Source organism: Trinickia acidisoli (genome assembly GCF_017315725.1).
Taxonomy (GTDB): Bacteria; Pseudomonadota; Gammaproteobacteria; order Burkholderiales; family Burkholderiaceae; genus Trinickia; species Trinickia acidisoli.
This window is the reverse complement of the sequence record NZ_JAFLRG010000001.1, coordinates 2,049,607-2,061,752: the sequence shown is the minus strand read 5'-3', so window position 1 is coordinate 2,061,752 and position 12,146 is coordinate 2,049,607. Positions and strand designations below refer to the sequence as shown.

The following is a 12,146-nucleotide window of genomic DNA, read 5'->3' as shown; positions in this document are numbered from 1 at the left end:
CGTCAATCACGCGCGAGCGCTTCGATTGGATCGAGCCGCGCGGCATTGCGTGCAGGCATGAACCCAAAGGCGACGCCGATTGCCGTCGAACAGGCGACGGCCGCGACGATCGACCGCGTGGAAAAGACCATGCTCCATTGCTTGACGAATATTGAAAACACGACGCTCGCGCCAAACGACAGCGCAATGCCGATCGCTCCACCCAGCAGGCAGACGAGCACGGCTTCGACGAGAAACTGCAACATCACATCGCTGCGTCGGGCCCCGACGGCCATGCGGATGCCGATTTCGCGCGTACGCTCGGTGACGGAGACGAGCATGATGTTCATCACGCCGATTCCTCCGACGACGAGCGAGATGACCGCAATGAGCGAGAGCAGCAGCGTCAACGTGCGGCCCGTCGACCGGACCGTCTTGACGACGCTGTCCATGTTGTAGGTGAAGAAGTCTTTGCGGCCGTGACGGCGCGTGAGCAAATCGGCGATGCTGTGCTCGGCCGCCTCGCCCGATTGTCCTGCCTTGATGCGCACCGTCAGGCCATCGAGCCGCCGCCCGCCGAACAATCGCCCGCCGGCCGTCGTGTAAGGCACCCAAACAGTCAGGTCGCGCATACCGCCGCCCCATAGGGCGCGCTTGTCCGCGGCGACGCCGATCACGACGCACGGAACATGGCCGATTAGAATCGTTTGGCCGATCGGATTCGCTTGCGCGCCGAACAGCTTACGCCGCGCATTGGCGTCGAGAATCGCTACCTGGGCATAACGACGCACCGCCTCCGCGTCGAACGCGATACCCTCAGCCAACGCCAGCGCACGCACTTGAAAGAACCGTTCGCCCACGCCGCTGACCGTGGTTTGCACGTCGACGTTGCCGTGCCTGACCGTTGCGGTTCGATAGACGGCGGGCGTGACGCTGTCGACATACGGCTCGTTGCCGAGGGCATCCGCATCGCCTGCGACAAGCGTCTCGATCCGATCGGCTTCGCTGTCGCCCCAGTCCCGGCCGGGGTATACGTCGATCGTGTTCGTGCCCATTGCGCCGATTTCGTCGAGCAGATAGCGCTTCGCGCCTTCGCCGACGGCCACGATCGATACGACCGACATGATGCCGATCACGATCCCGAGCATCGTCAACAGCGTACGCAGCCGATGCGCGAGAAGCGCGCCCCAGGCCGTGGACACTGCTTGGCCAACGCGAGCCGTGGCACGCGGAAGACGGCGCACTGCCGCAGAAGCCGTGGACTGCTGCACACTCGGCGCCTCGTCCGCACCGCACGGAGGGCGCATGCGCTCTGCATTGAGTCGATCGCTGACGATCGCGCCGTCTCGCATTTCCACGATACGGCCCGCGTGAGCGGCTACTTGCTCGTCATGGGTCACGACCACGACCGTGCGTCCGGCCGCGTTCAGTTCGCCAAGGATACGCATGACTTCACGCCCGCTAGCGCTGTCGAGCGCGCCCGTGGGCTCGTCGGCCAGGATGACGTCCGCACCGTTCATCAAGGCGCGCGCAATGCTGACGCGCTGTTGCTGCCCGCCGGAGAGTTGATTGGGGCGATGCGCGGCCCGTTCAGCCAAGCCGAGTTGCGCGAGCAAGGCATGCGACCGCGAGACGCGAGCAGGCCGTGCGACACCGGCATAGACGGACGGGACCTGGACGTTGCCGGCCGCCGTCAAGTGGGGCAATAGGTGATACCGCTGAAAAATAAAACCGAAGCGCTCGCGGCGCAAACAGGCGAGCGCTTCGGGCGGCAGCGCGCCGGCGTCGACGCCACCCACGCGATAACGGCCCGCGCTCGGACGGTCGAGGCAGCCGAGCACATTCATCAGCGTGGATTTGCCCGAGCCCGACACGCCCATGATCGCGACGAATTCGCCGGCTGCGATCGTCAAATCGATGCCGCGCAGGACGACCACCTCCTTGTCGCCCGCGCGATAGCAGCGCGAGACACCTTCGAGTTGCAGCAGCGGCTCGGCCATCCTCAGCCCTCCCCGCCCGTCGGGCTCGCGCCATCGCCGTGTGGGACCTCGCCGATGACGACACGCTCGCCTTCCTCCAAGCCTGAAAGCACTTGCGCCTTGACTTGATTGTTCATTCCCACGCGTACCTGCCGCGTTTCGACTCGACCGTCTTGCGCCAGCACGCGCACGGCGAACGAGCCGCCCGCGGACTTCGCGCCGAGCGCCGATGACGGCACGACGATAATGTGCTTGGCTGTGCCTTGAATGATCGACACTTGCGCCGTCATGGAAATGCGCAGCCGATGCCCGGGGTTGGGCACCTCGAACAGCGCGTTGTAGAACACGGCCGCGCCGCCGCGCGACGGAGCGCCACTCGATGCGTGGCCGCCGCCCGAGGCCGAGCCCGACGATTCCGCGAAATCCTGCGGCGCCGGCTCGATCGCGCGGATGGTGCCTTCGTAGCGCGTATCCGGATCGCCAAGTACGGTGAAATGGACGCGTTGACCCGGCGCGACTCGCAGCACGTCGGCTTCGGAAACCTGAGCCTTGACCGTCATCGTGTCGAGATCGGCCAACTTGAGGATGACGGGCGCTTGTTGTTCGGCAATGACCGTTTGACCTTCGCGCGTGACGATGGCGACGATTTCACCGGCCATCGGCGCGACGATGCGCGTATAGCCTGCGTTGGCCCGAGCCTTGCCGACCTCGATGCGCGCTCGCTTGCGACGCGCGTCGACCTCGCGCAGATTCGCGCGCTCCATGTGCCATTGCGCTTGTGCGCGCTCGAACGCCTCGCGCGACGTAGCTTCGCTGTCCCAAAGCTGACGCTCGCGCATCGCCACGAGCGACGCGAGTTCGAGCCGGGCCTCGCTCGCGTGACGCTGCGCCTCGAGCGATTGCTCCTCCGCTTCCGCTTGTCGAAGCGCGTGCTCGAGCAGGGTTGGATCGATTTCACCCAGCAGTTGCCCCGTTTTCACTTGCGCGCCGAGATCGACCTTCAGCGATTTGAGTTGCCCCGACACCTGAGCGCCCACGTCGACTTGACGCTGCGCGTAGAGCGTCCCTGCCGCGAGCACGGCGTCTTCGAGATCGGCACGCTCGACACGCGCCGTGAGATAAGGCGGCGCGTCGTGCGAGGCGAAGTGGCGATAGCCGACGATTGCCAACAGCAGTGCGACGATCGCACTGAAGCCGGCCGCGAGCCGGCGATATCGTGATTTGACCATGCGTTGGAAGATGAGCGCCGCGACAAACGGCAGATGACGAACCCCGGATCGATTGCGCGATGGCAGCGACGGTTGGCAACGGCAGGCGATAACGGAGCGAGGCGCGCTTCGTCGTGCGCCTCGCGTCGAGGGAGGGACTGTAATCGTCTCGAAATCCTCGGAGACGAAGACGTTGTTACGGGATGTTAATGAGAGACTCGCGCGCGTGGCGCCGACGGAAATCGCCTATCGTCCGCGCACCGGGAAGGCGCCCGGCGCAACCCGTGCTTACCGGGCTTGTTGGGACGCGATGTGATCCTCGGCGAATTTGAAGAAGAACCACTTGCGCTGCGGCTGTCCGCTCGCATCCTTGCCGTAGATGGCGAGCGCGCCGTCCTGGTCGGCGTGCGCGACGTTCAGATGCGTGTCGTGAATGCCCTTGCCGCCCGGCCCGCCATCGTCGAACGTAAAGCCATAGACGGCCACGAACGTCGATTGTGCGAGCGCGGCCTCGATCTGTTGCGCGATGCGCACGGCGCTGACGGGCGCGAACATCGCATCGGCGAGTCCGATTCCCGCATAGCCCAGGGACGCGGGAAAGACCCCGTATTGCGGCGTGCCGAACGGCTCGTCGGGCGTGACGCCGACCGGATCGACGTTCTCGGCGCCAACGTACATTTCGATCGCTTGGCCGTCGCTCGATTGGATATTGACGTCGACTTGGTACCGTACGCCGTTGCCGATATCGACGTAGAACTGGCAGTGCTCGCCGTCGCGGCCCATGATTTCGTGCTCGGTCGACACCACGGCCGCCCCGACCACGGCGGCATAGCGCTCGGGCGTCGCAGCGGGGGTCAAGTGGAGCGGCTCGGCGTAGCGGTGCTCAGTGTAGTAGTTCATGGCGTGCATTCTCCTGGGCGGAACGAGCAAGGGCCGCGGCGCGCTCGCGCGCCACGGGGATCGAGCGATTGGACCGCGAACGGTGCCCCAAGCTCCCGCGAATCTGCGCCTGCCTACACGAAATCGCTCAGCCGATGCAGCGCGCAATGCACGGCAACACCCGGCAACACCCGCTTACCCTCGCGCCAGCGCCTGCTCGGCGCTCAGTCGCGCCACGCCGGCCGCATCGAGCTGCTGCCAGGCGCGCTCGAGCGAGCCGTCGAGATCGATCGCTCTGCACGCGTCTTCGACCAGCACGACCTCGAACCCAGCCGCCCGTGCGTCGAGCGCGGACCACGCCACGCAGTAGTCGGTCGCGAGCCCGCAGCACCAGACGCGCGTGACGCCGAGTTCGTGCAGGTACCCGGCCAAGCCCGTCGACGTCTTTCGATCGGCTTCGACGAACGCCGAGTAGCTGTCGACTTCGCGCCGATAGCCTTTGCGAATCACGAGCCTCGCACGCACGACTTCGAGCCCCGCATGCAATGCCGCGCCCGCCGTGCCTTGGACGCAATGCGCGGGCCACAGCACTTGCTCGCCGTAAGACAGCGTGGTCGTCTCGAACGGCTGCCTGCCAGCATGATTGGTAGCGAACGAAAGGTGATCGTGCGGATGCCAATCTTGTGTCAACACGACGTGCTCGAACCCGGCGGCGAGCCGGTTCACGATCGGCACGATTTCGTCGCCGTGCGGGACGGCCAACGCGCCGCCCGGCATGAAATCGTTTTGCACGTCGACCACGAGCAAGACGTTTTCGGGGCCTTTCATGGTCGTTCGCCTCGCGTCAAGGGCGGCCCTGGGTCCGGGCCATCGTTCATTCGTTGAAACGCCGTCCGGCCTTCGCCAATTCGACGAGAAGTGGCGCGATCTCCCACGCGTCGCCGTTCGCCTGCTTCGCGTAGCGGCGGATCGCATGCTCGACGCGATCGAGCCCCACCGTGTCGGCATGGAACATCGGGCCGCCGCGCCAAGCGGGAAAACCATAGCCGTTCAGATAGACGGCGTCGATGTCCGACGCCTTCGAGGCAATGCCCTCGGCAAGGATTTTCGCCGCTTCGTTGACGAGCGAATAGACCAGCCGTTCGACGATCTCGTCGTCGGCAATCGTACGACGCGCGCAGCCGATACTCGCCGAATATTCGACGATCATGCCGGTCACGAGGCTCGATACGCTCGGCTCGCGCTTGCCGCTCTCGTAGTCGTACCAGCCCGCGCCCGTCTTTTGGCCGAAGCGTCCCGCCTCGCAAAGCCGATCGGCGACACGCGGGTAGTGCAGCGACGGTGCCTCGCGATAACGCCGCTTGCGGATCGCCCAACTGATGTCGTTGCCGGCCAGGTCGCTCATTCTGAACGGCCCCATCGCGAAGCCGAAACGCTCGATCGCGCCGTCGATCTGAGCCGGCAGCGCACCTTCCTCGAGCATGAACAGCGATTGACGGAAATACTGCTCGATCATCCGGTTGCCGATGAAACCGTCGCATACGCCCGACACGACGGCCGTCTTGCCGATCGTCTTCGCGACGTGCATGACGGTGGCGAGCACGTCCTTGGCGGTGGCTTCGCCGCGTACGACTTCCAGCAGCTTCATGACGTTCGCCGGGCTGAAGAAGTGCAGGCCGACGACGTCGGCCTGCCGCCGTGTGAAGCGGGCAATGCGATCGACGTCGAGCGTGGAGGTGTTCGAGGCCAGGATCGCGCCGGGCTTCGCAAGCGCGTCGATGCAGCCAAATACCGCCTCTTTCACGCCCATCTCCTCGAAGACGGCTTCGATGACGAGATCGGCGTTCGCGATCGCCTCATAGGATAGCGTCGGCGCGAGTCGCGCCAGGCGCGCATCGCGCTCGGCTTCCGTCAGCTTGCCCTTTTTGACGGAGACGTCGTAATTGCGCCGAATCGTAGCAAGACCGCGTTCGAGCGCCTCGGTGTTCGTTTCGACGAGCGTGACGGGCAAGCCGGCGTTGACGAAGCTCATCGCGATGCCTCCGCCCATCGTCCCGGCGCCGATCACGGCCACACGCGCGATCGTGCGCAGCGGCGTGTCGGCCGGGACGTCGGCGATCTCGGCCGCAGCGTGCTCGGCGAAGGCCGCGTGCTGCAACGCGAGCCTTTCCTGCGTGGGGACGCGTTCGGCGGAGCCTTCGCATTCGCGCTCGCGCACCGTCGGCAGCACGTGATCGCGAAATATCTCTCGCAACTTCAGCTTCAGCAGCTTGCCTGTTGCGGTATGCGGCAGTTCGTCGACGAAGACGACATCGTCCGGAATCCACCATTTGGCCACCTTGCCGTCGTAGAACGCGAGCAATGCCTCGCGCGTGACCTGCGCGCCGGGCCGCTTGACGACGACGAGCAACGGCCGCTCGTCCCACTTCGGATGGCGACAAGCGATGCATGCGGCTTCGGCCACGTCGGGATGCGCGACGGCGACGTTTTCGAGTTCGCTCGAACTGATCCACTCGCCGCCCGATTTGATGACGTCCTTGCTGCGATCGGTGATATGTAGAAAACCGTCGGGATCGATGGTGGCGACGTCGCCCGTCGGGAACCAGCCGTCGACGAGCGGCGATGGGGCCTGCGGCGATTCGTCGCCCGAAAAGTAACGATCGATGACCCACGGGCCCCGCACATGCAGATCGCCGAACGCGACGCCGTCGCGCGGTAACTCGCGTCCGTCCTGGCCGACGATCTTCATATCGACGCCGCAGATGACGGTGCCCTGTTTGTGCAGCAGGCGCCGGCGTTCGGCCAGCGGGCGCTGCGACTGCTCCCAATTGAGCCGCGCGAGCGTGCCGAGCGGCGACAACTCCGTCATGCCCCACGCATGAATGACGCGCACGCCGTATTCGTCTTCGAACGTTTCGAGCATCGACGGCGGGCAGCACGAGCCGCCGATCACGGTTCGCTCGAGCGACGAAAAGCGCGCGCCGATCGACTGCGCGTGGGCGAGCAAGCTCATCCATACCGTAGGCACCCCGGCGGAGAACGTGACGCGCTCCGCTTCCATCAGATCGAACAGGGATTTACCGTCGAGATCCTTGCCGGGCAGCACGAGCTTGGAGCCCGCAAGCGGCGCGGCATGCGGAATGCCCCATGCGTTGACATGGAACATCGGTACCACGGGCAGCACCGAATCGTGCGCCGAGAACCCCATCGCGTCGGGCAGCGCAGCGCCCATCGCATGCAAATAGACAGAACGGTGCGAGTACAACGCCCCTTTCGGGTGGCCCGTGGTGCCCGAGGTATAGCAAAGGTATGACGCGAGCCGTTCGTCGAGCACGGGCCATTCGTAATCGCCGTCTTCCGAGCCGACGAGTGCCTCGTAGCCGAGCAGCGGCACATCGAGCGTGGGGACGTCCGCGTCGCCGGCCAGCGCGATCCACCCTCTCACGTTGGGACAACGCGGTGCGAGCGTCGCGACGAGCGCCGCGAACGTCGTGTCGAACAAGACGTAGCGGTCGTCGGCGTGGTTGACGATGTAGGCGATCTGCTCGGGAAACAGCCGCGGGTTGATCGTGTGGCAAACAGCGCCGAATCCCGTCGTGCCGTAATAGGCTTCGAGATGCCGGTAACCGTTCCAAGCGAGCGTACCGATGCGATCGCCCTGGCTCACGCCCAGACGCATCAACGCTTGCGCGAGCTGCTTTGCGCGCCGCTCGCAATCGCGATACGTGTAGCGATGGATGTCGCCTTCGATGCGGCGCGACACGACCTGCGTATCGGCGGCATAGCGGGCCGCGTGCGCGAGCAGCGTCGATACGTTCAGCGGCACGTCCATCATCTGGCCCAGCAACGGCGTTTGCATGGCGGCGGTCTCCTCGCGCGGTAAGACGGTTAGGGCCAGTCAGGCTGTCGGTCGGCTTGCGGGGCGCACGTTGGCGCGGGAATCGGGCCGCGCTCAGCGCGCCGCGGGGCGGCGACTTACAATATCGGGTAACCCCGAGGCCCTCAATATGTCGTTTTCCCCAAGCGTTTGCGAGCCGTCCGCGCGCATCTCATCGTTGACCGACGCGCTCTGCGTCCCGCGCCACGGCGCATTCGCCGGTTTAGGCGGCGCGTTCTACACGCGCCTGCCGGCCGCGCCCCTGCCCGCTCCGTATGTCGTCGGGTTTTCCGCCGAAGTTGCCCGCACGCTGGGGCTCGATCCCGCGATTGCGTCCGAGCCAGGCTTCGCCGAACTTTTCGTCGGCAATGCCTCGCGCGATTGGTCCGGCGAGGCGTTGCCGTACGCGTCTGTCTACTCAGGCCATCAGTTCGGCGTCTGGGCCGGACAACTCGGCGACGGCCGCGCGCTCTCGCTCGGCGAACTCGAGCACGGCGGCGAGCGCTACGAGTTGCAGCTCAAGGGCAGCGGGCGCACACCGTACTCGCGCATGGGCGACGGGCGCGCCGTGTTGCGTTCGTCGATCCGCGAGTTTCTGTGCTCGGAAGCGATGCATCATCTGGGCATTCCAACGACGCGCGCGCTGTCCGTCATCGGTTCGGACCAGCCCGTGCGCCGCGAGGAGATCGAGACGGCGGCCGTCGTCACGCGCGTGGCGCCAAGCTTCGTGCGCTTCGGTCACTTCGAGCACTTTTACGCGGCCGATCGCACGGACGAGTTGCGCGCGCTGGCCGAGCACGTCGTCGATCGGTTCTATCCGGCGTGCCGCGAGGCCGACGACCCGTACCTCGCGCTGCTCGCGCTCGTCGTCGAGCGCACGGCGCAGCTCGTCGCGCAATGGCAAGCGGTGGGCTTCTGCCACGGCGTGATGAATACGGACAACATGTCGATCCTCGGCCTCACGATCGATTACGGCCCGTTCGGCTTCGTCGATGGCTTCGACGCCGGCCATATCTGCAACCATTCCGACACGCAAGGCCGCTACGCCTATCGAATGCAGCCGCAAATCGCGTACTGGAACTGCTTTTGCCTCGCGCAGGCGCTGCTGCCGATCATCGGCGAGCGCTATGACGAGGCAGCGCGCACGGAGCGCTCCGTCGCCGACGCCCAAGCGGTGCTCGAACGCTTCAAAGATCATTTCGCCCCTGCCCTCGAACGCCGCTTCCAGGCGAAGCTCGGTCTTGCCGACACCCGCGAGGGCGATGCCGCGCTCGCCGACCGCCTGCTCGCGCTCATGCATGCGAGCCACGCCGATTTCACACGGACGTTTCGGCATCTTTCGCAAGTGTCGAAGCGGGACGCCAGCGGTGACGGCCCGGTGCGCGACGCGTTTCTCGATTTGCCCGGCATCGACGGCTGGCTCGCCGATTACCGCGCGCGGCTGTCGGCCGAGACACGTGACGATGCTGCGCGCCGCGCCGCGATGAACGGCGTCAATCCGAAATTCGTGCTGCGCAATCATCTGGCCGAAACGGCGATACGGCGCGCGAAGGAAAAGGATTTTTCGGAGCTCGAGCGGCTCGCGGCCGTGCTGCGCCGCCCGTTCGACGAGCAGAGCGAGAACGAAGCGTATGCGGCGCTGCCGCCGGACTGGGCCGATACGCTCGAAGTGAGCTGCTCGTCGTGAACCGATCGGTGCCTGTGCGGTCTCGTATGCACGGTCCTGGACCGTTTCGCACCGCGCATCCTTTCACGCCGTCGCAACGTATACGCAGGCACGGATGGGCTCGCGGCGCGATGCCGGCGACATCGGTCGCAGCGATCGTAGCGATCGATCCCATTGATCATCGCGTCGCGCGTGCCATCGATGCCGCCGACGCTACTCACCTGGCGCCCCCAAAGCCGCGCCGTTTTACGGAGACACATCGACATGAATGAACGCCCGACTGAATTGTCCGATTCCGCCGACGCACCGCGCGACACCTACGAGGTCAAACAAAGCGATCAAGCTTGGCGCGAGCAGCTATCCGACATCGAATATCAAGTGACACGCCATGCCGCGACCGAGCGCCCGTTTACGGGACGTTACTGGGATCATTGGGAAGGCGGCGTCTACGACTGCGTTTGCTGCGGCACGCCGTTGTTCGAATCGTCGACGAAATTCGACGCCGGCTGCGGCTGGCCCAGCTATTTCAAGCCGATCAACGGCGAGGTCATCGAAGAGCGGACCGATCGCGCGCACGGGATGCTGCGCATCGAGGTGCGCTGCAAGCATTGCGGCGCGCATCTCGGCCATGTGTTCGAGGACGGCCCGGCGCCGACCGGCCAGCGTTACTGCATCAATTCGGCTGCGCTACAATTCGAGCCCAAGTAGGTTTCGGTTGCTGCGCCCCGCGCGGCGAAACGTCCACCCCGCCGCGCGCGGCACGCTCCGTCGATCGACGCTTTAGGACCCTTCGGCTTCATGAAATTTCTCTTCGACCTGTTTCCGATCATCCTCTTTTTCGTTGCTTTCAAGCTTTGGGGCATCTTCACGGCCACGGCCGTCGCCATTGCCGCGACGCTCGTGCAAGTTGCGTGGGTGGCCTTTCGTCATCGGAAGGTCGATCCGATGCTGTGGGTGAGCCTGGCCGTCATCGTCGTATTCGGCGGCGCCACGCTCGTGCTTCACAATCAGAAATTCATCCAATGGAAGCCGACCGCGCTGTATTGGCTCTTCGCCGTCGGCCTGGCCGTCACCCGCTACGGGTTCCGCAAGAATCTGATCGAGTCGATGATGGGCAAGCAACTGACGTTGCCTCATGCCGTCTGGGACAAGCTCAACATCGCCTGGGCGCTCTTTTTCGTGGCGCTCGGCTTCGCCAATCTCTATGTCGTCGGCAACTTCACCGAATCGCAGTGGGTCAACTTCAAGCTGTTCGGCACGACGGGCGCGATGGTCGTGTTCATTGTTGCGCAAAGCCTGTGGCTCGCGAAGTACATGAAGGAGGAATGAGCGATGAGCGAAACGTCCGACTTCATCAACGCCTCGCCCGATGCGCGCATCGCGTTCATCGAGTCGCGGCTCGCCACGGCGCTGGCGCCGCAGTCGGTTACCGTGCGCGATGACAGCGCGCAGCACGCGGGCCATGCGGGCGCCTCCGCGGGCGGACACTATGCGGTCACGATCGTCGCCGGCGTTTTCGCGGGCAAGCCCCGCGTGGCGCGGCATCGGCTAGTGTATGATGCGCTGGCCGACGTCATGCAACGCGGAATTCACGCGCTCGCCATCATGGCGTATACGCCCGAGGAATTTTCTCGATTGCCCGGCGCGTGACCACCGGCGTCGCCGACGTCTCCAAGGGTTGAATCTCGAGTGCTCGCTTTCCGTTGCTGACCCAGCGGAAAGCCGGGGCGCCGACTCCACCGACACTTTTCGACAGGAACGCTAGGAACTTCCGATGATCCACAAAAAGACCCGTCTCTGGGTGTTGCTGGCCGCGTTCGCGGCTGCTCCGGCCTTCGCGCAGAACATTGCCGTCGTCAACGGTACGGCTATTCCGAAATCGCGCGCGGACGCGCTTGTCGCTCAGCTCGTGAAGCAAGGCCAGCAAGACACACCGCAATTGCACGAAGCGGTGCGCGACGAACTCGTCAACCGCGAAATTCTGATGCAGGAAGCGGTGCGTGAAGGCATTCCGAATCGCGCGGACGTGAAAGCGCAAGTGGCGGTGGCGCAGCAGACCGTCGTGCTGCGCTCGATGATCGAAGACTACGTCGCGAAGAACAAGCCTAGCGATGCCGAAGTGAAGGCGCGTTACGACGAACTCATCAAGCAAGCGGGCGGCAAGGAATATCACCTGCATCACATTCTCGTCGACAACGAGCAGCAAGCGAAAGATCTGATCGCGAAGATCAAGGCCGGCGCGAAGTTCGAAGATCTCGCCAAGCAATACTCGAAGGATCCGGGATCGGGCAAGAACGGCGGCGATCTCGACTGGGCGAATCCGCAAACTTACGTGCCCGAATTCGCCTCGGCAGTCGAAAAGCTGCAGAAAGGCCAGATGACGGACACGCCGGTGCACACGCAGTTCGGCTGGCATATCATCCGCGTCGACGACATTCGCAACATCACGCCGCCGCCGCTCGATCAAGTCAAGGCGCAGATCGTTCAACAGATGCAGCAGGAAAAGCTGCAAGCGTTCGAACAGAGCCTGCGCGCGAAGGCCAAGATCCAGTAAGCCG

10 protein-coding genes and 1 pseudogene are annotated in these 12,146 nt (G+C 64.8%); 5 read left to right on the top strand and 6 right to left on the bottom strand.

Annotation, left to right across the window (positions count from 1 at the left end):
* Positions 1-2: 2 nt before the first annotated feature.
* The 6 genes and pseudogenes from J3485_RS09440 to J3485_RS28885 all read right to left on the bottom strand — a co-directional run.
* Complete coding sequence (locus J3485_RS09440; protein ID WP_206952217.1) at positions 3-1,979, bottom strand: MacB family efflux pump subunit; 1,977 nt, start codon at positions 1,977-1,979, stop codon at positions 3-5.
* A 2-nt stretch (positions 1,980-1,981) separates the two neighbouring features.
* Positions 1,982-3,187, bottom strand: a complete 1,206-nt coding sequence (locus J3485_RS09435) for an efflux RND transporter periplasmic adaptor subunit (protein WP_206952216.1) — start codon at positions 3,185-3,187, stop codon at positions 1,982-1,984.
* Positions 3,188-3,454: 267 nt separating this feature from the next.
* Positions 3,455-4,066 (bottom strand): hypothetical protein, encoded by a 612-nt coding sequence (locus J3485_RS09430; protein ID WP_206952215.1) that lies wholly within the window; start codon positions 4,064-4,066, stop codon positions 3,455-3,457.
* 174 nt (positions 4,067-4,240) lie between these two features.
* Positions 4,241-4,873, bottom strand: a complete 633-nt coding sequence (gene pncA / locus J3485_RS09425; protein WP_206952214.1) for a bifunctional nicotinamidase/pyrazinamidase — start codon at positions 4,871-4,873, stop codon at positions 4,241-4,243.
* Between the two features lie 46 nt (positions 4,874-4,919).
* Positions 4,920-6,113: a 3-hydroxyacyl-CoA dehydrogenase gene (locus tag J3485_RS28890; protein ID WP_309477039.1), complete on the bottom strand. Its 1,194-nt coding sequence runs from the start codon at positions 6,111-6,113 to the stop codon at positions 4,920-4,922.
* Between the two features lie 132 nt (positions 6,114-6,245).
* Positions 6,246-7,904: pseudogene (locus tag J3485_RS28885) on the bottom strand (3-(methylthio)propionyl-CoA ligase); the annotation flags it as partial.
* 148 nt (positions 7,905-8,052) lie between these two features.
* Between J3485_RS28885 and J3485_RS09415 the strand changes: the two are divergent.
* From J3485_RS09415 to J3485_RS09395, 5 genes are all read left to right on the top strand, one after another.
* Positions 8,053-9,609, top strand: coding sequence for a protein adenylyltransferase SelO (locus J3485_RS09415; RefSeq protein ID WP_206952212.1), 1,557 nt, complete (start codon positions 8,053-8,055; stop codon positions 9,607-9,609).
* 243 nt (positions 9,610-9,852) lie between these two features.
* Positions 9,853-10,296 (top strand): peptide-methionine (R)-S-oxide reductase MsrB, encoded by a 444-nt coding sequence (msrB, locus tag J3485_RS09410; RefSeq protein WP_206952211.1) that lies wholly within the window; start codon positions 9,853-9,855, stop codon positions 10,294-10,296.
* Between the two features lie 90 nt (positions 10,297-10,386).
* A complete protein-coding gene (locus J3485_RS09405; RefSeq protein WP_206952210.1) occupies positions 10,387-10,917 on the top strand; it encodes a septation protein A in 531 nt (176 codons plus the stop codon).
* Between the two features lie 3 nt (positions 10,918-10,920).
* Positions 10,921-11,238, top strand: a complete 318-nt coding sequence (locus J3485_RS09400; RefSeq protein WP_206952209.1) for a BolA family protein — start codon at positions 10,921-10,923, stop codon at positions 11,236-11,238.
* Positions 11,239-11,362: 124 nt separating this feature from the next.
* A complete protein-coding gene (locus J3485_RS09395) occupies positions 11,363-12,142 on the top strand; it encodes a peptidylprolyl isomerase (RefSeq protein WP_206952208.1) in 780 nt (259 codons plus the stop codon).
* Positions 12,143-12,146: the final 4 nt, after the last annotated feature.